Annotated in this window: 21 protein-coding genes; 11 read left to right on the top strand and 10 right to left on the bottom strand. The window is 38.5% G+C overall.

Annotated elements, in window-relative coordinates; genetic code table 11:
* Positions 1-312 precede the first annotated feature (312 nt).
* Positions 313-576, top strand: a complete 264-nt coding sequence (locus tag I6F47_RS18715) for a hypothetical protein (protein ID WP_231609255.1) — start codon at positions 313-315, stop codon at positions 574-576.
* 82 nt (positions 577-658) lie between these two features.
* Complete coding sequence (locus I6F47_RS18710) at positions 659-1,702, top strand: transposase (protein ID WP_197184351.1); 1,044 nt, start codon at positions 659-661, stop codon at positions 1,700-1,702.
* Positions 1,703-2,926: 1,224 nt separating this feature from the next.
* Here the strand turns inward: I6F47_RS18710 and I6F47_RS18705 are convergent.
* The 5 genes from I6F47_RS18705 to I6F47_RS18685 form a co-directional block, all read right to left on the bottom strand.
* Entirely contained in the window at positions 2,927-3,529 is a 603-nt protein-coding gene (locus I6F47_RS18705) for a hypothetical protein (protein ID WP_024598370.1), read from the bottom strand.
* Between the two features lie 349 nt (positions 3,530-3,878).
* Entirely contained in the window at positions 3,879-4,580 is a 702-nt protein-coding gene (locus I6F47_RS18700) for a metal-dependent hydrolase (RefSeq protein ID WP_197184350.1), read from the bottom strand.
* 162 nt (positions 4,581-4,742) lie between these two features.
* Positions 4,743-6,371, bottom strand: coding sequence for a sensor domain-containing diguanylate cyclase (locus I6F47_RS18695; protein WP_197184349.1), 1,629 nt, complete (start codon positions 6,369-6,371; stop codon positions 4,743-4,745).
* Entirely contained in the window at positions 6,358-6,804 is a 447-nt protein-coding gene (locus I6F47_RS18690; RefSeq protein WP_024593760.1) for a hypothetical protein, read from the bottom strand. Before I6F47_RS18690 ends, I6F47_RS18695 begins: the two co-directional genes overlap by 14 nt.
* 2 nt (positions 6,805-6,806) lie before the next feature.
* Complete coding sequence (locus I6F47_RS18685; protein ID WP_197184348.1) at positions 6,807-8,069, bottom strand: hypothetical protein; 1,263 nt, start codon at positions 8,067-8,069, stop codon at positions 6,807-6,809.
* A 459-nt stretch (positions 8,070-8,528) separates the two neighbouring features.
* Between I6F47_RS18685 and I6F47_RS18680 the strand changes: the two genes are divergently transcribed.
* The 4 genes from I6F47_RS18680 to I6F47_RS18665 are packed head-to-tail and all read left to right on the top strand — an operon-like array spanning position 8,529 to position 14,139.
* A complete protein-coding gene (locus I6F47_RS18680; protein WP_231609257.1) occupies positions 8,529-9,245 on the top strand; it encodes an ABC transporter ATP-binding protein in 717 nt (238 codons plus the stop codon).
* Positions 9,245-10,693, top strand: a complete 1,449-nt coding sequence (locus I6F47_RS18675) for an ABC transporter permease (protein ID WP_197184346.1) — start codon at positions 9,245-9,247, stop codon at positions 10,691-10,693. Before I6F47_RS18680 ends, I6F47_RS18675 begins: the two co-directional genes overlap by 1 nt.
* Positions 10,690-12,012 carry a DUF3526 domain-containing protein gene (locus I6F47_RS18670; RefSeq protein ID WP_197184345.1) on the top strand — a complete coding sequence of 441 codons (1,323 nt, stop codon included), beginning with the start codon at positions 10,690-10,692 and terminating at the stop codon, positions 12,010-12,012. Before I6F47_RS18675 ends, I6F47_RS18670 begins: the two co-directional genes overlap by 4 nt.
* 15 nt (positions 12,013-12,027) lie before the next feature.
* Positions 12,028-14,139, top strand: a complete 2,112-nt coding sequence (locus tag I6F47_RS18665; protein ID WP_197184344.1) for a TonB-dependent siderophore receptor — start codon at positions 12,028-12,030, stop codon at positions 14,137-14,139.
* A 132-nt stretch (positions 14,140-14,271) separates the two neighbouring features.
* On the opposite strand, the gene I6F47_RS18660 is transcribed toward I6F47_RS18665, so the two are convergent.
* Positions 14,272-15,186 (bottom strand): 2OG-Fe(II) oxygenase family protein, encoded by a 915-nt coding sequence (locus tag I6F47_RS18660; RefSeq protein WP_197184343.1) that lies wholly within the window; start codon positions 15,184-15,186, stop codon positions 14,272-14,274.
* Positions 15,187-15,412: 226 nt separating this feature from the next.
* A complete protein-coding gene (gene msrA, locus I6F47_RS18655; protein WP_166379321.1) occupies positions 15,413-16,012 on the bottom strand; it encodes a peptide-methionine (S)-S-oxide reductase MsrA in 600 nt (199 codons plus the stop codon).
* A gap of 287 nt (positions 16,013-16,299) precedes the next feature.
* On the opposite strand from msrA, the gene I6F47_RS18650 reads away from it, so the two are divergent.
* Positions 16,300-16,494, top strand: a complete 195-nt coding sequence (locus I6F47_RS18650) for a CPXCG motif-containing cysteine-rich protein (protein WP_169060935.1) — start codon at positions 16,300-16,302, stop codon at positions 16,492-16,494.
* 58 nt (positions 16,495-16,552) lie between these two features.
* On the opposite strand, the gene I6F47_RS18645 is transcribed toward I6F47_RS18650, so the two are convergent.
* Positions 16,553-16,753: a hypothetical protein gene (locus I6F47_RS18645; RefSeq protein ID WP_007586727.1), complete on the bottom strand. Its 201-nt coding sequence runs from the start codon at positions 16,751-16,753 to the stop codon at positions 16,553-16,555.
* A 107-nt stretch (positions 16,754-16,860) separates the two neighbouring features.
* On the opposite strand from I6F47_RS18645, the gene I6F47_RS18640 reads away from it, so the two are divergent.
* The 3 genes from I6F47_RS18640 to I6F47_RS18630 all read left to right on the top strand — a co-directional run bounded on the left by I6F47_RS18640 (position 16,861) and on the right by I6F47_RS18630 (position 19,034).
* On the top strand, positions 16,861-17,343 hold the full coding sequence (locus I6F47_RS18640) for a GNAT family N-acetyltransferase (RefSeq protein ID WP_197184342.1): 483 nt from the start codon (positions 16,861-16,863) through the stop codon (positions 17,341-17,343).
* Between the two features lie 167 nt (positions 17,344-17,510).
* Entirely contained in the window at positions 17,511-18,122 is a 612-nt protein-coding gene (locus I6F47_RS18635) for a MarC family protein (RefSeq protein WP_010552776.1), read from the top strand.
* 30 nt (positions 18,123-18,152) lie between these two features.
* Positions 18,153-19,034: an alpha/beta hydrolase gene (locus tag I6F47_RS18630; RefSeq protein WP_197184341.1), complete on the top strand. Its 882-nt coding sequence runs from the start codon at positions 18,153-18,155 to the stop codon at positions 19,032-19,034.
* 512 nt (positions 19,035-19,546) lie between these two features.
* Here I6F47_RS18630 and I6F47_RS18625 read toward each other — a convergent pair.
* Positions 19,547-20,686 (bottom strand): MFS transporter, encoded by a 1,140-nt coding sequence (locus I6F47_RS18625; protein ID WP_197184340.1) that lies wholly within the window; start codon positions 20,684-20,686, stop codon positions 19,547-19,549.
* A gap of 23 nt (positions 20,687-20,709) precedes the next feature.
* Entirely contained in the window at positions 20,710-21,882 is a 1,173-nt protein-coding gene (locus I6F47_RS18620) for an MFS transporter (protein ID WP_197184339.1), read from the bottom strand.
* A 106-nt stretch (positions 21,883-21,988) separates the two neighbouring features.
* On the opposite strand from I6F47_RS18620, the gene I6F47_RS18615 reads away from it, so the two are divergent.
* On the top strand, positions 21,989-22,900 hold the full coding sequence (locus tag I6F47_RS18615; RefSeq protein ID WP_197184338.1) for a LysR family transcriptional regulator: 912 nt from the start codon (positions 21,989-21,991) through the stop codon (positions 22,898-22,900).
* Positions 22,901-22,989 lie beyond the last annotated feature (89 nt).

Here is a 22,989-nt window from a genome sequence, read left to right as displayed (position 1 = left end):
CTAGATATTTAGCAAAATATTTTGAAGTTGAATTTTGGCATTGGCAAGCAAGGTATTTTAGTCGGATTAATATTGAATCTGGTGAGCCTGAAATGGTATTTCAAGCTCTTGCGGATGCTTTTGAAAACCCTAATAATAAAAAGACTTAGGGAAATAATAAAAGCGTATCCCCATTCTTAAATAAACTAGACACCCATTCTAAATTTTATGAAAACACTAATCGATTGAACCAAAATAGGAACTCAGCTATGGTTTGTTTATCAATAAAAACAAATAGAAACGAGTTAATCTACAGACTCGTTAGGTAATTAAATGAATACTGCCATCGATGAAGTCACAAATAATTACCAAAACTGGAGCTTGGACAAATTATCGTATGTTGATGGGTTACTAACACTGAACCTTAAAACTTATATAAAAGGCGATGATCCCGTAAGGTTTATGGTTGTGTTTACAAATACCGTTTTATTTGAAACTTATGATGAAAGTAGCCATTTTCATGACTATCATCAAAACCGTGATTCGGGCGTAATCGGCGTGTATTCTGATTCATGCTTATTGGAGTATGCAAATTAACAGTGACACCCACCCTAAATTTTGCTCTTTTCAAAATTTAGGACTACGTTTTAGTTAGTGCAAAAAACGAGCAGGGTGTCTTATGGCAATTTCAAGAAAGCGTCAAGTAAGTTTGGTTGATACAAAATACTATCACTGTATTTCACGCTGTGTTCGTCGTGCATTTTTATGTGGAGAAGACCGTTTTACTGGTCAATCTTACGAGCATCGACGAGGGTGGGTTGAAGATGAGCTGCTTGAATTAGCAAAGGTATTTTGTATTGATGTGTGGGCTTATGCTGTTATGAGTAATCACACTCATTTAGTCCTGTATGTAGATGATAATCAAGCAAACAGACTGAATGATAAAGCGATTGTTATTCGCTGGCATAAACTGTGTAAAGGCACAGTGTTAACGCAGAAATATGTACAAGGTGAAAAGTTAAGTAAAGTTGAGCTCATCTTTTTCAACCAAACGGTTAAACAATACCGCGAACGCTTATCAAGTATCAGCTNTAAAGTTGAGCTCATCTTTTTCAACCAAACGGTTAAACAATACCGCGAACGCTTATCAAGTATCAGCTGGTTTATGCGGCTCTTAAATGAAGACATTGCGCGCAGAGCAAATAAAGAAGATAACTGCACTGGTAGGTTCTGGGAGGGCCGATTCAAATCGCAGGCATTACTAGATGAAGCAGCACTTGCGGCCTGTATGGCCTATGTTGATTTAAATCCCATTAGAGCAAAAATGGCTAACACACCAGAAGAGTCAGACCATACCAGTGTACAAAAGCGTTTAACATGCGCAGCAGAAGGTAAACAACCAAAACAGTTACTACGTTTTGCTGGTCTGCCTCGTCAGATTATGCCCAAAGGGCTGCCGTTTGAGCTTAAATCGTACCTTGAACTTGTTGAGCTAACAGGGCGAATAATACGAGAGGATAAGCGTGGGCATATTGATAATATGAACCTTCCTTTGTTAGAAAGGCTTAATATATCCCCAGAGAACTGGCTAAAACTGACTACGCAATTTACGCGCGTATTTCATGGTGCAGTAGGCAGACCCACTTCACAAGCAAGTTACTGTGAAAATTTAAAGCGTAAACGGCGATCAAATATTAGCAATTGCGAAAAGCTACTCGCATAGAACTTAAGCTACTCAGTAAAACTATTCAGTAATAAATCACAACTGCATTATGCTGTTATTTTCATGCGTGTAATTTAGCTTTAATAGGGCTAATTACTTATTTAACGGATGAAATAAAGTGACCCACTCATAAAAGATAAATTTTGAACTTGAAGAGCGAATTTTTTGGTATAGTTTTGTTTGTTCAATTAAAGTGGCTGTCTAGTTTAGTCGTGGTTTGGTCTTGTGGGAAAATTGCTCGCCTTATGCGTTTATGATTTCTGGATAATATGGAGTTTCAATGAAAAGTGAAATTGATGATTTAGCAAGAAAACTTCGTTTGATATATGAGCAAGGTACTGAAGAGGATTAACAGTGACACCCATCCTAAATTTTGCTCTTTTCAAAATTTAGGACTACGTTTTAGTTAGTTCAAAAAAAGAGCAGGGTGTCTTATGGCAATTGCAAGAAAGCACAATTAATAAGACACCCATCTTAAATTTCAGCTTAGTCAGCAGTGCAGGGCAAGTTTTCGGAGTATTAAAAAATGGACTTTGTTATATGCTTAATTTTATTTTTATTGTTCTATATTTTAGTCAATTATATCCAAAGCATTATTGGGTATTACCCTAAACTAGCTAGAGAATATAAAACGGATTTAATTATTTCTGATTCCTCACTTTTAAAATCAAGCAGTATGTACTTGACGAATGTGGCAGATATTTCTTGTGAGAAAAACAGTGAATATCGGACTTGGCTAAATATTAAATCATTTCAGCAAGGTATATTTATAAGCCAAAAACGGATGTTGATTCTACTATTTCCCAGGAGTTTTTTAATACCATGGGAGCAAATTAGTTTAATAAAAGAAAAAACTAATTTTCTTAAAAATCAATATCTTTATAAAGTCGAATGTAAAAAAGAACCTGTTTATATCATTACGAAATTCGATTTATTAAAAAGCGTAAGTAACAAGAATTTACGAGAATAAATGAAGTCAAATCTTGACTTCACACATCAAAACTTAAATTAGTCGAATTGCTTTGATATAAGCTATTTTACCCTCTAAAAGCGAAGCGCCTCATATCCTCTTTGTGAGTTAGTCTTTAGGTTACTAAGAGGGAACAAACTAGGAATGCGCTGAGCGTATACTTTAAACGTAAAACATCGGCGAATTAGCACTCTAATACACGCCGATGTTTATAACTTATTTAAGTAAGCACATTACTTGTAAGGTATTAAGCCTCAGTCTGCTTTACGGTAAAGGCTTATTAAACATATTGCTAAAAGTAACGTTGCAATCATACCTGACGCGCCAGCAACAGCTGATGGAAGGAATCCATCACGGCCAAAGGTAATTAAAATACCATTGGCAAGCATTGCAACTCCGCCAGCTAAGGCTGTAAGTCCGCCAATTGCTTTGCCGCCTTTAGCTATAAAAGACAGGCCAAAAACAAGAGCTGCTAATCCCAATAATAATTTAGCTGCGTAGTAAATCATGAATGACAAAGAAACCACGCCACCAATTAAAGGTTGTGCGCCTTCTACTGTGCCCGCAACTTTTCCAAATGTAGAAAACAAAGTAAGGCCAATACTCACCTGTACTATGTTAAGTACTGCGCTAAACGCGATAGCCGACCAGCCTAGTTGGGCGTTTTTTGCTTGCACCATAGATGTCCCTGCAAAGGCAACAAGTAAAGTAAATACCAGCGCTTCTAGCCCCCAAGCCACCTGCCTTGAAAAACTAATTTCTGCACTATAAAGGACAGAATAAATACCCTGTGATATCGCCAATACCAATAATAACGATGCTGTAATTAGCATGGTGCGTTTATTCGTAAATTCCATTATTTACCTCTTATAATTTTATATTTAATGCTTTAAAAAGATTCGACAGGTTTGAATACGTCAAACAGGAAGCTTTTTAGCTAATTAGCGTTCCTACTTGCCGATATAAGACAGGTAAAGCTATTTAATTATTTCACTTAAACCTATAAAAATAATAATTAATTACAAATAGGCTCAAATTTTGGTTTTATTCAAAACTTAAATTGTAAAACTGTTTTGATTCAAGCCATTTATGCCCTCTAAAAGCGCAGCGCCTCATACCCTCTTAGTAAATCAATGTTTAACTATCTTAATTATCAAGAGGGCATTAATTTTGAATATGTGGTTAAACGGCTTAATACTTACGGAGTTAAGATAAAAACGTAAAATGAGACCAGTCACTTAACGCTGTAATAGTTTGCTTTGTAGGGGGCGCAACATAGATTAAACCTGCAATGGCAATAGCTGATGCTAGCGTAATTAGCTTATTATCGAAGTCGGCTATTTTTAAAGCTGTCCCGAAAGAGCGTTTAATGGTGACATTGCTTAAATCTACACTATAAATTTCATCTAGCAATAAATGAATTAACCCGCCTAATAAAATAAACCCACCCGTTAACCAGGCAAAAACGGCTGCTTGTGTGGTTGATTGGTCATTCAGTTTCCATACTACTTGGGTCGTTAATAACGCGCATAACAGTATAAATAGTAAAGAGTGGCAACTACCTCTATGTACTGTGATCCATTCAAAAATTGGTCTAATAATATATTTCATAAATCCGTAAACCAATAATGGCACTACGATTAACTCGATAAAGCTAATTTCAATAATGAGCTCGGTGGTTATGTAATGCAGTACCAGTAATACAGCGCTGAGTGCGAATAAGTTAAAAATAGTATCGAGTGATGTTGAGTTATCTGAATCTATGTCGGGTAATAAGCCGCCGATTGAGCCTAAAAACCATAACCAGAGTGCGCCCTTTAATTCAATATGTCCTGCAGATAATAAGGTGGCTGAGGCTAAGCCTGTGATGATTACGGCAGTATTAAGATGAGTATTGAAGTTTGCCATTGTATCTCTTGATGGGAAAAAGTAGGGCATTCTATCAATTGAAAAGTTTATTGTTCAATGTTCTTTAAAAATTGGGCTTAAATAACCTGGGCTCTGCTTATAAATCACTCTCTAGCAGCCACTTTTAGTGCTAACTGCGTTGAAAGAGCTCAATTAACCCTCTTACTTTTTAAACTCGTCATAAAATGCAATTTGCCCGCGGCCTGTTTCTTTTACGTGGTAGAGCATTTTGTCACCATTGATCATTAATTCGAGTAGTTCATCACCATCATTAGGGCCGACTGCAATACCAATGCTTGCCCCCACGGTGCATGTTTTATTTTGTGAAATATAAATGTCTTGTTGTAGCTCATTTAGCATAGCGATTGATTGCTCACGCGTTGCTGCTTTGTTGTAGGTATTAACCTGCCTTGCAACAATAAACTCGTCACCGCCTAGGCGGATGCATATGTCGGTTTCTTGGTTAAAGTGCTTTTTAAATCGGTGTGCTATTTCAATAAGTACTTTATCACCGGCTTCGTGGCCGTAGTTGTCGTTAATGGGTTTAAACTTATCTAAATCAATCATCATTAGTACTAGGTGCTGATTGTGTTTAATGCACTCGCGCAGCGCTTTTTTAAGGCGTTTTTCACCGGCTCGGCGATTAAGTAGGTCAGTAAGTGGGTCGTGATCGGCTTCAAAGCGGGTTTGAAATTCGCGTTCGGCGCGCTCAGTTACATCATGTAAAATTACTTCAACTAAGTGTTCTTGTTGAACGCTTCGCTTTGTTTCACGTTGCTCTGTTAATCTAACAAATAAGCAGTGCAACCAAATGGTTTTATGGCCCACTTTGCACTCTATATCTAAGGTTGCTTGTGGTGGGTTTTTATCACAACGTATATCTGCAAGCAGGTTTTGTAATTCATCAACGTTATTTAATAGAGCAGGAAAGTGCAAGGTTGATAACTCTTCTTCGCCGGGTACGGTAAAGTAATGTTTAAACGCGGGATTAAAGGTGGTGATAATATTTTTGTCATCTAATAAACAAATACCGGCGCTGGCTTGTTCAAAAATAAGTCTAAATTTAGCTTCTAGTTCTTGAGTTTTTTTACGAAGGGATTGCTCATTACTAATGGTTAACTTTAACTCATGCATTAAGGCATTTATACCTTGCGTTAGCCTGCTTATTTCGTCTCGCTTACCTTGCTTAAACTCTAGCATTGTCATGGTTTCGGGATTGGTAGGATCAATTGTCGCAAAGCTGTCTGTTAGGTTTTGAATAGGCTGAGTGAGCCATTTGCGTACAACCAGCGACACAAAAAAAGCGATGACGATTGATTGAATCAGCATTAAAATAAATTCTTTTATAAGTGATGACTGTGCTTGTTGTTCAATAAAGTTATCGTCGGGGTATATGGCGAGTACACCTATAAAGGAGCCTTCTATAAAGGGGTGAATTAATTTAATTAAAACAGCTTCATTTTTTTTGTTAGTAGAGCCACTTGCAATAAATAAATCCATTTCTCCTTTTGGGTTTACTTCTCCTTCTAAGCTTGCACCTTGCACTAGATCATTACTTAGCAAGCCATTAATAATTTCTTGGCTTAATTCACGATCGTTTAGGTAGGCTGCTATGGCGGCTGTTTTTCCCATTGTTTGTGCTAACTGCTGCACGAGTAGGTAATTGGTGTTTTTCTTTTCTTTAAGGCCCGAGTAATAAGAAAGTGTTGACGATACTAACGTGACTACAATGGCGACAATTGCGATTGATAGAGCAACGCGTACGTAGAGTGCTTGGCTAATTTTTATCAAATGTGTATACCACTTTTACTGCGTCTGTAACTTGCGATTGAGGAATATAGCCAATTGCAAATTGTGATGCAGCTATTTTGTTTAACGCATCTTCAACGGATGTTGACGGTGATGGGGGCTTTGCGCGCCCTGAAAATAATAACCTTGCCCAATAAGCATTAATTTTTTGCTCATTTTTGTTGACCAGTTGCAGGTAAAAATCATTTTTTAATGTTGATTGCGCCGGTAAATCAAGTGGCTTAGAGGTTTCACCATCAGGAAACGTTAAATAGCGACCCATATAAATATCAATAACTTCGCGTTTGGATAAAGCATTAATTGTATTGTTTTTATTTACCACCACTACAAACTCTGTAGATTTGGCATTAACACTAACAAGAAGCAGGCAAAGCGGCAGCAACACATAAAGGAGTGAGTTACGATAGCTCATCATTGTTAAAACACCATACTAGCGTTCAAACTTAGCATATGTACTTTGTGGCCTTTGTCTACATCGGCAGGATTACTAAGACTCCATAAACCCGCGCCTTCGGGCTTTATATCAAAGCGGTCTAGTTGAGCTTTTAGCGCTAATCGCTCCGACAGTTGCCATTTTACACCTATGTTAATTGAATGCTGATGAACATAAGGCACCTTAATAGCAGCCTGTGTTGCAAGTGCTAGCTGTTGTATTGGCTCTGAAATTTGATCGGGTATGCCTGGTGAAAAAACAGGTTCGTTTACTTGTATAACATCGTGACGATTTTTTGCTGCTGAAAAGCTCGTGTAAAATATTGCATTGTTTACCCTATAACCAGCGCTAATATAAGTATTGAGTACTGATGGAGCAATTATCCAATCGGATTCCGAAATACCTACTTCAGATTGAATAAGCCAATTATTATGATCGTAGGTTAGTCCAAACGCCGCGTATTCTATACTGTGGCCTTTGGTATTAAATTTGTTAGATATCGTTTGTGCTTGTGGCCATATACTTTGTGGTACTGCGTCTAGTAAAGCTAAAAACTCATCTAGTGAGTCCAGCTTATAGTCACCAAAATCAGACTTTGAAAGTGAAAAGCGCACTGTCCAAGAATCCAGTGAATAGGTAGCACTTAAGGTTGTTAAATTATCAAAATCTATAAAAAAGTCTTTGTTGTATGCTTGCAGCTTTGCAGTAGAGCTCCCATAAGCGAGCTTTAAGCGTAAAAACCCTTCATCAATGGCTTTACTGTATTCAATATCCACACCGTCGTAATTTCCTGCAATGTTTGCAAAAGAGTAGTATTCGTGAGGAGGGCGTATCCATAAGTAGGCGTATCCTACATAAGGATATTCAGAGAGTAAGTAAAGATCGCTATTTAGCCGGCCAGCACGGATAGCCCAATGGCGCGAGGGGCGGTAACGTACAAAGGCGAGCTCTAAAAAATTATCAAGACTTTTAAAGGTATGATCTTGTAAAACGACTTGTACCACGGAGTCCCAGTTTTTTGAGAGTGAGATATTAGCTTGCCCACCTAAAATTGAATCACGTGTTGCTGAAAAACCTGTATCGTTTTCGTTTAAATAATTAGATGCAAAGGCGATATCTGAATCGTCAGTGTAACTGAGTGTTAAGGATGCAAAACCGCTAAATTGCACGTCTATTTCATTTGCATAGCTTTTATTAGCAGCAGAAATTACCAATATAGCTATGGCAATTGTACCTCGGAACAACATGTTAGCGCTTATTTTTATGATATAGATAATAAAAAGATAGCACATTTTTTAAAATTACCAACTTACTCAACATAAGATTTTACCAAAGGCGTTAGCATGATAAAGCTAAAAAAATTACACTCTTTATGCTTGGTTTTTAATTTACGTTAAATCGCAAATAAATACACATAACACCATCATAAATTCCTCATAAAAGGGGTTATTTTAAGTTGCTTTAATTTTTACCTCCTAAAGTAATAATTTATTAACTAAGTAACCATAATTATCTTATTTGTTAATTGTTGGGATGTTATATTGTTGCAATTAGCATTTGATATAGTATAACATTCACGCCTGTCTAATTTCCCTAAATAGAGTTTGAGTGTGACAACACCTACCGCGATTAATAAAACACCACCAATTGAACAAAAAACGTTTGATAAACACGTTAGCAACACAGGCGCCGCTTTAAACGATACGATGATTGAAGTGAGCTCTTTAAATTTTAGTATTAAAAATAACACTATTTTAAAAAACTTAAGCTTTAGTGTGGCTGCAGGCGAGGTGTATGCGCTACTCGGTGGTAATGGTGCAGGTAAATCAACTACATTAAAAACGTTACTCGGATTTAATAAACCAACTCAAGGCTCTGTAAAAGTAGCCGGTAAAGAGGTTACACAAGCGCTTGATTTTGTACGTGGCAAAACCGCGTATTTGCCAGAGTCGGCAACACTTTACCCGCATTTAACTGCTCGCGAAAATGTTGAATATTTTTTATCACTTGCTGATATTAAAAAATCAGATGAACAAATTAGCGCGGCTTTTAATCGTGTTGCATTACAGCGCGATGCGTGGGACCGCCACATGCAAACTTATTCAAAAGGCATGAGGCAAAAAACAGCAATTGCACTTGCGATACTGCGTGAAGCTCCGATATTTTTACTAGATGAGCCTACATCGGGCCTAGACCCTGTTGCCATTGATGAATTTAATCAACTTGTACGCGAGCTTGCATTAACTGGTGCGACTATTTTAATGGTTACCCACGATGTATATGGCGCGTGCCAAGTGGCAAATCGTATTGGTTTACTTAAAAACGGTGAGCTGGTGGGAGAGTATGATGCGCCCCAAAGTGGGCGTATTGATACCGAGCAAGTACACGCTGCATTTGGGCATCACGCTAATAGAGGTGCTTAATGAGTATAAATAACTTTTCTAAGGTGGTGATTGTTGCCAAAGATGAGTGGCGTTATTGGCTTCGCTCAAAATTAGCAATGACCGTGCTTGCTATTGGTTTGGTGCTCACGGTTGCCTCGGTGATTGTAACGGCTATTACCATGATGGAGTTAAGCCACTCACGGCATGAATTACAGGCAACTAGCGATAAAAGCTTTGTTGATCAACCCGACCGTCATCCACACAGAATGGTGCATTATGGGCATTATGCATTTAGAACGCCTTCACCACTTAGTACGCTTGACCCTGGTATTGACGCTTACACTGGCAACTCAATATTTTTAGAAGGGCACAGACAAAATAGCGCAATGTTTGCAGATAGCCGCCAAGGTACTGCATTAACTAAATTAGGTAGTTTAACGCCTGCATTTATTGTACAAACACTCGCACCTTTATTACTGATATTAATTGGCTACAGCGGTATTAGCCGCGAGCGTGAGTCACAAACACTCTCGTATTTGTTATCGCAAGGTACATCGGGCGCAACGCTTATTGCAGGTAAAGGATTGGCGCTACTTTCTGTTGTGGCTTTAATTTTAACTCCGCTGACGATATCGGCTTTATTTACACTTGACTCAGGCGAAGGCTTACTTGCGGTTGCAAGCTTTGTGCTTGGCTACGCTTTATATTTAATTGTGTGGGTGCTGCTTATTTTACTGGCATCGAGTGTGTTTAGTAAAAACAGCGGCAGCTTTACAGCACTTGCCTTTGTTTGGATTTTACTGTGTATTGTAATGCCACGTGTAGCAAGTACAACAGCCTCCACGGCAGTGCCATCAGCAGGCAAAATAGAAACCGACTTTGCTGTAAAAGCCGAACTTAGAAAACTAGGCGACGGCCACAACACAAACGACCCCGCATTTAAGCAATTTAAACAATCGCTCCTTAATAAATATAACGTTAGCAGTATTGATGAGTTACCCGTTAATTTTAGAGGGCTAGTGGCAAGCGAGTCTGAGGCTAAACTCACAAGCGTACTCAATAAGTTTGCTGAGCAGCGTATGCAAGCTGAGCTTAAACAAACAAAGGTATCACGTTATTTTGGTTGGGTTTCACCTATGGTGGCTATTCGGTCGTTATCGATGATTGTGGTAGGCACGAGTATTGAAACCCATCATCGCTTTTTACGCGAAACCGAGCAGTTACGTTTTGATTTTGTGCAAGGGCTTAACAAAGTTCATGTAGAAAAGCTTAGCTACCAAGACGACATGAACCGCAATGCTGATACTGCTGCAACCCAAAAGGCACGTGTAAGTGCTCAAAATTGGCAAATACTGCAGGACTTTACTTTTAATGTAGACAGCTCAAAAGCGAGAGCGCAGCGAAGTATCCCTGCTTTTTTACAGCTACTACTTTGGATTGCGGTGCTGTTAGGCGGTATTAAATTTGTAGGGAGGCGTTTGATATGAGTTACCTATTAAAACAGCTTGCGCGTGAATGGCGTTTTTTACTTCGCCAAAAATACTTAGTGGTATTACTGGTGTGTACGTTTGTAATGTCGGGGTTTGCAGTTTTCAGCGGGCTTAGTGAAGTAACACAGCAAAAGCAAACTATTGAGCGCTTAAAAGCCGCCGATTTAACAGACTTAACTAACGTTCAACATAAATACGAAGACCCAGGCTCGCTTGCCTATTACAGTTTTCACTTAACGTATTCATCGCCTTCAAATTTAGCGTTTGCTGCTTTAGGCGAGCGCGATATTTACCCATGGAAACACCGCTTAAACCTACTTGCGCTAGAGGGACAAATTTACGAAAGCGATGCGCAAAACGCAGAGCTAGCGCAGGCGGGTAAAATTGATTTTGTATTTGTAGTAAGTGCATTAGCACCGCTGATAGTTATTTTACTATTTCATGATTTATTTGCTAATGAGCGAACAAGCGGTAGGCATGATTTATTAGTAACTACTGCTAGGTCTTACTTTGCATTATGGGGGGCACGAATAGCAGTGAGGTTGATTGCAGTAATAGTGTGTTTAATGCTGCCATTTTATATAGGTACATTGCTTAGTCATTCGGCCATTGCTGATGTGGGGTTTGTTACTTTTATTTGTGTAATTTACATTGCGTTTTGGACTGCGCTCAGTGTGTGGTGGGGTAAAAACGCCAGCAGTGCGCCGCGTGTTGCTTCAACTTTAATTGGTTTTTGGTTGTTAGTTGCTTTTATTATTCCTATTTTAGGCGATTTAGTTATAAACAAAACGGTGCACTCACCAAAGGGCGGCGACATTGTGCTTACTCAAAGAGAGGCCGTTAACGATGCATGGGACTTACCAAAGAAAACCACAATGGATGCTTTTGTTACATCAAATCCACAGTGGAAAGATCACGTTGATATGCAAAGCGAGTTTGAGTGGAAATGGTATTACGCATTTCAGCAAGTTGGAGACGAAAAAGCAGGTGAACTTTCACATGCGTATCGTGATGCAGCGCATACAAAGTATCAATTAGCGGGAATTGTATCGTGGTTTTCACCACCACTATTGCTACAACGCAGTTTTACCCGATTGGCGAGCACTGATGCTTTAGCTGCATTTAGATACGAATACCGTATGCGAGGATTTCATAAAAGTTTAAGGGAGTTTTACTACCCTTGGCTCTTTATAAAGGGTAACCCACCTAAAGCGGCGCTTAAGAATATGCCTAGCTTTAAAAAAACAATGCTTAATGAAATGGATGAGCCTGAAGTTACAGGCGTTAAGCTAAAAGAAAATTTATCAGTTAACTAATTAACAAGGTTTATAATGAATACCAATAATAAAGGGCTAAAGCTAACCTATTTAAGCGCATGCTTAGTCAGTTTATTTAGCAGCCATGCTATGGCAGTTGAGCAAAACCAAAAAGATGACAACGCAAATAATAGCCCTATAGAAAGATTGGCTGTAATCGGCTCGCGCCAAGCGTATCAAGGTAAATTTAGTGCGTTAGAAACACCGCAATCAGAACTGAAAATAGATTTAGAAGCCCTTGAAAACGCAGGTGCGATAGATTTAAACCAAGCACTTGATTTATCGGCTTCGGTTGCTCGTCAAAATAACTTTGGTGGGCTTTGGAATAGCTTTGCACTACGTGGTTTTGTAGGCGATGAAAACTTACCAAGTAATTACCTTGTAAATGGGTTTAATGCCGGGCGTGGTTTTGGTGGCTCGCGCGATTTGTCGGGTATTGAGTCGGTTGAGGTGTTAAAAGGCCCACGAGCTGCACTATTTGGCCGTGGAGAGCCTGGTGGAACTGTAAACCTTGTTACTAAACGCCCAACATTTGATACAAGTGGCGAGCTAAAGCTAAGCGTAGGCAGCTTTGACACCTACCGCGCTGATGTAGATTACACCACGCCCCTTAGCGACGACGTAGCAATTAGACTGGTTGGTTTTTATGAAGACGCAAAAAGCTTTCGCGATACAATAGAAACAACTAAACAAGGCTTTAGCCCATCAATAACATGGAACATTAATGACAACAGCCAGCTAATATATGAGCTTGAATACAGCGACCAAGAAGTCCCTTTTGATAGAGGTGTATTAGCTATTGATGGTGAACTTGGTTTAATACCAGAAAGTCGCTTTTTAGGAGAACCAGGTGATGGCCCAATAGAGGCAGATGTACTTGGTCATCAATTAGAGTTTGTTCATGACTTTAATGATAACTGGAGCGTGTTGCTGGGCGCTAACTATCGAGATACATCACTTGAGGGTTTTGCTACCGAAACCGGTTTTGCAGGTGTAGTTGATGGTGAGGTAAATCGCTTTAGGCGTTATCGTGATTACGATGCTAAATACCAGGTGTTTAGAGCTGAAGTAACCGGTAATTTAGAGGTTGCTGGGTTAGAGCACCGCTTAATAATTGGTGTGGACTCTGATAAATTCGAAAATGATCAATTTGTTCTTCGCGTGCGTGGCGATCAGTTTATTAATGTATTTAACCCCGTGTATGGTGCGTATGATTTACCTACGCCAACGACCAATACCGATAAGTTAGAAGTGCAAGAGTCGTTAGGTATATTTATACAAGACCAAATAAGCCTCACCGATAAGCTTGATATACGTATTGGTGCACGTTTTGATGACTACGAACAAACACTTAATAACCGTTTAGCTGATACTCAATCAAAGCAAAACGAATCGCGTGTTAGCCCGCAGTTTGGTGTTGTGTATGAGGCGAGTGAGTTTGTATCTGTTTATGCTGCTTATGGCGAAAATTTTAGGCCTTTATCAGGCACTGATACAAATGGCGATGGTTTTGAGCCAAATCAATCAACGTCATCAGAGGTAGGCGTTAAATTTACTTTAAACGATGGCGCACTGTTTGGCACCGTTGCTGTATTTAAAGTAGAACAAGACAACATGCTGGTAGTTGACGATCCTACTGCATTTACTTTTGCTGCAATTGGCGAAGCACAAAGCAAAGGCATAGAAATTGATATAAACGGTGATCTTACTGATGATGTAAGCCTATGGTTATCGTATGCGTATGTTGATGCAACTATTGAAAACTCATTTTTTGATGCGAACTTTGGTTATACAGTAGAAGCGGGAAGCTCTTTATTAAACATTCCCGAGCATCAATTTAGTTTACAGCTAGTTAAATCGTCTGAGTTATATGGTAAAGCCGTTAAATTTGGTGGAGGCTTAGTTTATGTAGGCTCACGAAACGGCTTTTTTGGTACCGATTTTGAGCTGCCAAGTTATACAACAGCGCGTACATTTGTTGATGTTGACGTAACTGAAGCATTTGGTTTACGTGCAGAGGTAGACAATCTGTTTGATGAAACCTATTACACTAACTCATTTGCTGATGCCTGGGTTCAACCGGGCACACCCAGAAGTGTAAGACTATCTGCAACGTATAAATTTTAAACGTAAACTAAAACGATACTAACGAAAAGGCTGCTTAAATTAAGCAGCCTTTTTGCTTAGTTAAAAGCTTAGTTAAAAGCTTAGTTAAAAGCTTAGTTAAAAGCTTAGTTAAAAGCTTAGTTAAAAACTCGATTAAAATGGTGCATAGCCGTCGTTCGTCTTTTTAGGGTTAATCCAGCGCTGTTTAGCATTAATAGGAATGCGTGGTGCACCTTGTGCTGGTAATCGCCCGCGTTCTCCATACAACCACAAAACAAAATTAGTTCGCTCACCACTGGTAATAGGCTTTGCTGCGTGTGCAATATTGCCACGATGTAACATGGCAGTGCCGGGCTTAAACGTAAGTGATTTAATGTCGCCTGTGTACGGGTGATAAAAGTCAACTTCTGACCCTGTAAACTCTTCGCCTGGTAAGTTTAAGTTAATATTAAGCGTTACGGCCGATGCATCGGTATGTGGGCGAATTGATGAATCTGTGTTTGGCTCATAATAAATTGAAAAGCCAAACGTTTGTGTATCAAACCCCGTAACCTCAGGGAACAACATACGCGAAATAGGGCGCATATAAGTGTTTAGTATGTCGTTATAAAACGCTTGAAAGCTTGGCGCTGCTAAATAACCTTCTGATCGGCTATCAAGCATGGCACCACGGCGATTTAACACTATGCCATATGGTGGGCGCATAGGAATTTGCGAATTCCATACTTGTTCTAAATACCCGCGTAATACAGCAAGGCGCTCTGGATCAAAAAATTGAAATTGAAATACATCAGGCGCTACTTCGTGTAATAACGCTTTTACGGCCAGCTCTTTTGATGGATCTTCCCATGCTTGCTTTACTGCTTCGCGTAGGTTTTTATCAAGTAGTGTATCGTCAAGCGTAAACGTTGAGCCATCTATTGATGTTGTTTCCCATTCGCTCCACGCGTTTGTAATTAGGTCGGTGTTACTATTCCAAAAGTGTTGTACTGCTGGTTCACGGTAAAGCATGGCTTGGCGTGTAGGTAACTCTAGAGCACGCGCTAGCTGTAATTGATTGGCAAACATTTTGTGTAACTCCAGTTGTTGAATTTGGTTTATATCAATCTAGGAGTGCAATTTATTGTATTTGATTTAGTAGATAAACAGCCTGCTTTAGGAAACAGAATATACTATTTATTGATAATGAAGGTTTGTATACTTTTTGAAGCAGAGAAAGCTAGCTTTGTAGATATGTAAAAGGCTGCACAATATGCAGCCTTTTGTTGGTGTAATTTAAGTTGTTTAATAAATACTAGTGAGTTGCTCTGTCGCCCCAAATATCTTCTAGGCGGCTGTCGCGACCACAACGCCAACGATAAGTGTTGTATCGGATTGGGTTGTTTTTGTAATAATCTTGGTGAAAGCTTTCCCTCCCTTTAATAGGGTAAAAGGTACTTGCGTTTAGTATAGGTGTAACCACAGTTTGATTAGGAAACTCTGCTACTACTGCTGCTTTTGTTTTTTCAGCTAATTTACGTTGTTCGTCGTTTTGTGCAAATATAGCGCTTAAGTAACTAGGGCCTTTATCGCAAAATTGGCCTTTGGCATCAAAAGGATCAATATTTACCCAGTAATGATCAAGTATACCTTGATAGCTTACTATGGCTGGGTCGTAAGTAATTTCTACAGCCTCGTAATGGCCTTTATGATTACCATTGTATGTCGGGTTTTTAAGTTTGCCGCCAGTAAAGCCCGATATTACATCGGTTACGCCTTCTAGCTTTTCAAAGTCACTTTCCATACACCAAAAACAACCTCCAGCTAGAACGGCTTTTTCGGTTTTAGCTGCATGAGTAAATGTGCTAAACAATATTGCGGCAGATGTTAAGGCGAGTGCGAGTGATTTTTTCATAAAATTATCCACCTAAAGTGTGAGTTTAAATACTTATGAAGTTAGACCCGCTAAGTGCTAATACTATTTCATTGAAGAGGCATAGTTTTAGCTGGCTAACTTATATATAGTGCAAACTAATGTGCATATGATGTTTTATAAACGTAAAGCTGCTATTTAGATCACTTTTTAGTTAGCAGCATTGTTTAATTAGTTTAGCCAAATAAGCGTTATTTAATGGGGTGTTGAATTATGCTGGCTTGTTCATTAAAGTGACAACATTCGAGATATAAATTAGCAGGTGATAAATGAACCAGTTAACTGAAAAATCAATAAGCTGCCCTTATTGTGGAGAAAGTATAGAAGTATTACTTGATGCAGCAGATATTGATGAGCAATACATAGAAGACTGCCAAGTATGCTGTAAGCCTATTTCGTTTGTAGTATTTGAAGATGAGGACGAGTTAAACGTTAATGTTTACAGTGAAGACGATGCATTTTAACTAGTTAATTAGATATTAGGCTGCAAAATTGCAGCCTTTTTATTGTGTATGTGTTTGGTTAGCTATTTTGCTCACGCGCTAATTGGTTAGGAAGAAGTTCTTCTACTATTTCGCGTGCTGGAAGTGTATAGCGTGTGCCGTCAAACATTACTGAGGTAAACTCGTTAATATTAGTAATGCCTGTTAAGGTCCAGCCTTCGCCGCGCTTTGGGCAATATACTGTGGTAGTGGGTTGTATTACTTGAAAATCGTCACTCATTACGTTCTCTTACTCTTTTTGCTTTAAAGATAATGCTTGTTAATGGGGTATGGTAAGTTAATAATGCCTGCCCATAAAGAGCTAATTTAACTAACCACTTAAATAAAATGTTTAATACCACAAAGCTTGAACGCGTTACGCTGCGTTTAATTACCCACAAACACGCTGCGTGTTTATTTAATATTTTAAACCACCCGCATGTGTCAGAATTTAACGACTACGAAACACCGCTCAGCAAAACACAAATCAAACAATTAATACAAGATGATATTAGTGCCTACTACGAAGGCGAAGTGATTAGAGTTGCAATTGAACATAATATATCTGGGGAGTTAATGGGTACTTGTGGGCTTTATAATTTAACGCCGTGTAAAAGTAATGCGTTTATAGGATTTGAGCTGCACCCCGACTTTTGGGATAAAGGCGTAATGTTTGAAGTAGTCACTGGTTTTATTGAAGCGCTACTTAAGGAAATTGCGCTTAAACATTTATCGGCTGAGGTGAGTGCACACAATGCACGTTCCCATAATTTACTTATTAAGTTAGGTTTTAGCTTAAGAGAAAATTCTATTTGGCATAAATCACTTTAACGAATGACGGCAATTATAAGTGCTTATCTTTTTTCAATCCTGAAAGGTCAACGTCTCCAAGTGTAAATAAAATACAAAAAATAACGGCTTTCTATTATAGTTAAGCGTAAGCAAATGAATTTGTTACCCGTGTTTTATTAAATATTTACGCTTAACAAGGATTTTATATGCTAGAAAAACTATCTCAAGATGCGCTTGTTATTTGGGCTACCATTGACCCAATAGGCACTATGGCGCTATTTGCTGCGCTTACTTCTCATTTAACAGATCAACAACGTCGTAAAACAGCCTTTAAAACGGTGCTTTACGCTGGTTGCGTACTATTAGGTTCTATTTTAATAGGGCAGCTAATACTTAATGCGATGGGAATTAGGTTGGTGTCGTTTCAGTTAGGAGGCGGAATTATATTGTTTTTGTTTGGCCTGCAAATGATATTTGGAAACGATTCTAACAAAGCTAAACAAGACCCCGATCACGATATAGCAGTGTTTCCGCTAGCTATACCTGCAACTGCGACTCCTGGCGCTATTTTGGCGGTGATACTACTTACCGACAACCACATACACCCAATTACTACTCAGATAGGCACAGCGCTTGTTACAATTGGTGTGTTGGGTATTACTTTAATACTGTTGTTGCTTTCGGGTAAAATAATTAAGCTTATTGGTACTGGCGGCGCGTCTATTTTAACGCGTGTGATGGGGATGATTTTAGCCGCGTTTTCGGTTGAGCTTATTATGACCGCGCTTGAAATAAAACAATGGGTTAAGCTCGATTAAATAACTCCTAAACATTTAAAGGAATGCCGCATGGCAATAAAAATAACAAAACACTATTTTATTAATTTAAGTTTAGCCGTAGTCATTTTTGCTATAGGTATTTTAGCCATACGTTATTACAACCATTATGTATCGGCCTATACAGATGTAACAATTAACTCAAGCGTGCTTAATGAGTCGCGCAAAGTGTTTATAAGATTACCCGCTAATTACAATCCTAAAAAAGCGTATCCGTTAATTATTAAAACCGATGGTAACTTTAATTTAGATACATGGGACAAAGCACTTACAAAACAAGCTAAGAGCGAAAAAGGGGAGAAGGCTATATTGGTGTCTATTCCTAATTTGTTTTTTACAGATACACGTAATCGCGATTTAGTGCCTCCTTATGCTCGCCAAGATGTAAATACACAAGCGCGCCCGGAGGGCGAAACACTTATAGAGCCTAATGGTGAAGCCGACAAGTTTTTAGCGTTTATTGAAACTGAGTTATTCCCGTATTTATCGGCAAAATATAAGCTTAGTAATAACCGTGTATTAAGTGGTTTTTCGGCCGGTGGCAGCTTTGTACTTTATACACTGCATACAAAGCCTGAACTGTTTAATGGCTATTTTGCTTTTAGCCCTGCGGCTTGGTATGACGACATGACAGTGGTTAATAATGTAGAAGCGTTTTTAACTACTCAAGCTAACAAAGTTAAGGCGCCTACTTATTTATATCTATCGGTGGGTGGGGCAGAGCATCCGTTAATGTTAAAAGCGTTTAATAATTTAGAGTCTGCTTTAAAAGCAAACCCTAATAATAACCTTGCGTGGCAAAGCGCTATAAACGAAGGTGCTGAGCATTCAGATAATCCACCACTTAGTGTATCAAAGGCATTAGCTGGTTATAGTGCGTTTATTAAAAAGTAGGTTAGATAGGTTTAAGCGGCAACTGTATGTATATACAGTTGCCGCTGTTTTGTGTATTTAGAATGCTCAATCAGCTTTATAGCACTTTACTTAGTTTAATATTATTAACGACTTACAAAGGGAAGTTGGTTTAAGTTATTTTTGACAGGAAATATATTCACTGTGTTTATATACAGTACGAAGCTATTGAGTTAGAATCCAGTCAGTACCTATGAGCATATACACATCTATTTGTTACTGCTTTTAATCAGCTTTGTGATCAGTGATAAGCAGTGTAAGTACTTTGCAATTTCAATATAATTTCACCATCTTTTTACACTCTTAATGCAGTTAATATAAATTAGCTGGTGGCTTTATAGTAAAAGAACACATCATACTAAATGTTATTATAATGCTAAACTTAGCAATAGAGTCAAATTAAAAAAAAGTAATCAGTAAGGTAGTGCAAATAATAAAGCGGGAGGTTTAGGTAAAAAAGAGCATTTATAAAAATGCTCTTTTTTAAGTTACTACTATTTTGCTTTGATAGGTTTAAAAAACAATACCAGTGCAATTATAAATGCTGAAACGCTACAAATTATAAATACGTTTTTTTCACCACCAGGTATGTACTGCATAAATGAGGTAAAAAACTGACCCGAAAATACAGCCATCGTAAAGTACGATAAGTTACGGCCGCGTACTTTCACATCACTGAGCTCTACCGTCATATGGTTTAAAAGCGGGATACTAAAACCAAATCCTATACCTATTAATATTGCGCCTAAAATTAAAAGTAGGGTGCTTACTTGTGTAAAACAAATATACGATAAACTAAACGCTAAAAAGGCAAATGCCAAAACCTTGGGCTCACCAAGCTTCTTTGTTATTTTAGGCATAAAGCCTGCGGTAACTACAGCCACTAAAGATATAAATGCGAGTAGTTGGCCTATTTGTGACTCATTAAAGTTTTCCTCGTTCATTGTAATGGGCAGTAACACAGTAGACGTAAAAAATATGGTCATCGCGAGTGTTGAAATTACATAAACGCTTTTTAACGAGAGGCCATTGTTAGCTTTGTGGTGTATATGTTCTGACACTTCATCGCTATTACTAGCCAGTGAGTTTTTACTTGGCACAAACAATAAAAGCATAGCCAAAAATACCCACGCTATTAAATAAAGTAAAAATGGCAGTGCCCAAAATTGCGACGCTAATAATCCGCCTAAAAATAAAAATATAACACCGCCTAACTCTATCGCCATGCCTTGTTTTGCAATCATGCCAAGGCGTGCTTCGCCTGTGTACCAAGCAGAAATTAAAACCGTACAACTTGCCATTACCACAGCAGTTATACCGCCGAGTAAAAATCGATTAGCAAATACAAGCGTTGGGCCTTTTAAAAAGTAAGCACTGGCACCTGCAAACCCATATAAAAATAACCCAATTACTAAAAGTTTATAAGCTCCGTATTTATCTATTAATTTTCCTGCTAGCGGCGCAAAAACCACAGCGCCTAACGATGGCAACGTAATTAAAAGTACGGTGTTATCGGTTATACCTAATCCTTGTGAAATACTTACTAAACCTGGCGCAAGTAGGGTTCCCACCATAATAGTTAAGCTGGCAATACACAGTAATGTAAAGCTACCCGCTGTTTTTAACATACCCATTTTACTCCTTAAGTTTTAAGCGATTACTTTTTAGCAAATGAATTAAAAATGCCACTTAGCAAAATAAATATAATGCTTACAGCAACAACGCCAGGCCATTGATAAAGTGCAAATGCTTTAACACCAACCATTGAGCCAACAGCGCCTCCAATGTAATAACCCAGCATGTAAATTCCATTTATGCGACTTTGCGCAGTGGGGTCAATACTAAAAACACGCACCTGGTTAGCCACTTGTGCACTAAATATGGCGAAGTCGATTAGAATAATGCCAATAACTAACGACGCTAAACTGCCATTAAACAAACCTGTAATAGCAAAGCCGATTGCCGCAAGCGTAAGTGCAATCATAATTAGAGCTTTAGATCCCAGTTTGCTGACCCATTTACCCGACGACTTAGCGCCAATTACGCCAGCCAATGCTATTACACCAAATAAACCGGCTTGTTGAGCGTTGTAGTTAAATGGCTCGTTACTTACATAAATTGCAAGTGTTGCCCAAAGCACATTAAATGATGCAAACCAAAATGCACCCGAAAGTGTAAAGTGCTGCAGTGATTTATGTTTAATAAACAACGCCAACGTACTTTTAATGAGAGGCCAGTAACGCAAATTAGTGTGTGGCTTATTGCTAGGTAAAAACACGCGCAGTAATATACCAAATAATGCTGCGAGTACTGCCGACATTAAAAATACACTTCGCCAACCAAATTGCTCACCTACAAACCCACTTAACGTTCTTGAAAGTAAAATACCGATGGTTAAGCCCATCATTAATGTGCCTAATGTGGCACCTTTTTGCTCGCTCGATACAAGCGATGCTGCAAAGGGTATTAATTGCTGGGTTATATTGGCGCTTACACCAATTAAAAATACCGATATAAGTAATAAAGGTAAGTTAGGTGCAAGCATTGCTGCACTACAAGCCACTACTAATAAGCTCGACAAAATAGTAATTAAACGCCTGCGAGCAATCGAGTCACCCAACGGAGAAATAAATAATAACGCAAACGCGTAACCAATTTGTGTAAGCGCGGGAATACTCCCAAGCTGCGAATCAGTTAAATTAAATTCGTTCGCTATAAGCGGTAAAATAGGCTGGTTGTAGTACAAGTTTGCTGCTGTTGCTGCAATTGCAGTGGTCATTAGTAATAAAATAAATCGACTTAATGACTGATTTTGTTTGGGTTTGGTCATAGCTGTCTTGTGTTGTTAACATATAGCTATGGTATGAGTTCTTTACCTATAACAAAAATGATATTATTTTATAGAATCTATACAGATAATGTATTTAAGGTGCATGATGGATATTAAAACATTAAAAAGTTTTGTCAGCGTGGCTAAGCATCAGAGTTTTTCAGAAGCGGCCAAAGAGCTACACACCGTGCAACCTGCAATAAGTAGGCATATTGCACAGCTCGAAAGCGAGCTTGATGTTGTGCTGTTTATAAGAAACTCACGCGATGTTGCAATAACTCAAGCGGGTGAGCAGCTATTAAAAGATGCACGCGCTATTTTGGCTCTAGCTGACAAAGCTAAAACTCAGGTTAAACGTGCCCACAACGGGCAGGTAGGTACACTTAATATTGCGCACTTAAGCTCGGCATGTTTAACCTTTATGGCAGCACTGGTTCGAGAATATAAACAGCAATACCCAAGCGTGCACGTTACATTGTTTGAAATGACTGCAACTGAGCAAATACATGCGTTTAAAAACGATTTAATTGATGTTGGTTTTTCACGGCCTTTACCAAATTCCATTAATGATGAATTTGTAAGTCATACTATTTATGTAGATTCATTGGTGGCCATCGTTAATCAAAACCATGCGCTGGCAAATTATAAAAATATTGATTTAGCTAAACTAAAAAATGAGCCATTTATTATTTTTAATAGAGAGGAAGCACTTGGTCTTTTTGATGAAACCATTTTGCAATGCAAACAAGCTCATTTTTCACCGAACATTATTAGCCAACCTAGGCATATGCAAACATTAGTTACTGAAGTAGCTGCTGGCCTTGGTGTGGCAATTGCGCCTTATTGCGTACGTAAATTATATAGTGAAGGGTGTCATTTTATAAAACTGAGCGACGTACTCACGCAAATTCCGGTGCTATTACAATTTAAAAAAGCCGATACCAATGCCGCTGTTAAGGCATTTGTTAAAATAGCTTTAAACGCAAAATCGAGTATTCAAAAAAGTATGGCGGAATAAAAAAAGCCCAGTTAAAAAAGTTAAAAGGGCTAAAAGGGTTGTGCTTAGGGAAGTTGTAGTCGTTTTTAAACTTATATTTAGAGCTTATA

The sequence above is a fragment of the Pseudoalteromonas sp. NZS37 genome (assembly GCF_015864265.1).
Classification (GTDB): domain Bacteria; phylum Pseudomonadota; class Gammaproteobacteria; order Enterobacterales; family Alteromonadaceae; genus Pseudoalteromonas; species Pseudoalteromonas arctica.
The sequence above is the reverse complement of the archived record's forward strand: the minus strand, read 5'-3'. Positions and strand labels throughout refer to the sequence as shown.